Annotated in this window: 1 protein-coding gene; it reads left to right on the forward strand. The window is 46.3% G+C overall.

Translation table 11 applies throughout. The features are described 5' to 3' along the window. The coding region (locus ACYVTD_RS13190; RefSeq protein WP_461248198.1) for a hypothetical protein at positions 1-1,005 on the forward strand (1,005 nt) is incomplete at its 5' end. Positions 1,006-1,246 lie beyond the last annotated feature (241 nt).

Below are 1,246 nucleotides of genomic sequence, written 5' to 3' on the forward strand. Positions count from 1 at the left end.
GTTTTAGAGATGCAAAATTTCAACCTGCTGGACGAAAGGACAATCCAACTGCCAAGCGGTATATTCTCCGGAGTGGAAAGTTACGCCTGCTATCCCGGCGGCGAACTGGAAGGCCTCCGCCTATCTGAAAAAAATATGCTCGTAACGCACGTCGGCGAACTTGTCCCGTCTTACACAGAAACGCACCGCCGAAAAATAAAATATTCGGTTGAATTCTACAGAAACGGCATGGTAAAAGCCGTCGCCTTAGACGAACAGCAGGAAATACAGACGCCGATAGGCGAATTCCCCGCAGAGCCTGTAACTTTTTTTGAAACTGGCGAGTTAAAGCGCTTTTTCCCGCTGGACGGCAAAATCAGCGGCCTGTGGAGCGAGAAGGAAGAAAAATCGCTTGCTATTCCGTTTAACTTCGATTTACCGTTCACAAAATTTACGGCGATAATCACTGGAGTGGGCTTTTATGAAAGCGGCGACATCCGCAGTATCACATTGTTCCCAGGCGAAAAGATAGCGATACAAACCAAATACGGCGAAATTATTGCGCACAACGGTTTTTCTCTTTACGAATCGGGCGAACTTGAATCGCTTGAGCCGCTACTTCCCTCGCAAATTCAAACCCCAATCGGCGCGATAGCCGCCTTTGACCCGAACGCGATAGGCGTCAATGCCGACAGCAACTCTCTCGTCTTTGACAAATCTGGCGACGTTGCCGCGCTTGTTACCGTAAGCAACCGCATCGCCGTAACGGAAGGCGAGCGCTTTTTAACGTTTTCCCCGCGCGAGGTAGTAAACCCGTTAGACGATGAAACGATGATAACGGAGGGGCTTAAAATATTTTTTGACAATGCCAAAGGTACGGTTACAATCGAAGAATACGGAAAAAAAACAACTTTTTCCATTAAAGATAACGGATTTACAATCGTCCCCCACAACGGTAACGCCTTCACATGCAGCCCTTCCGATTGTGCGAGCTGTTCACTTAGCTGCAACAGCACGGTAAACTAACCAACACGAACAGAATAGAAGAATTCTACCACGAACCAACACGAACAACGACAAGATATTGGCAAAAAGCTCGTGAGCATGCCAAACAAGCATGGTCTATTATGGTGATTTAGTCCAAGGATCATCTTCGCCAAGGGTATTATTTTCATAAACATTATTATTAGAGCTACCATGATCTTGAAATACCGCATGTCCGTCACTATCACTAGAAGCATTATTTGCGTTATTACCAGCTTTAGCA

It is taken from the genome of Treponema sp. R6D11 (assembly GCF_054786075.1).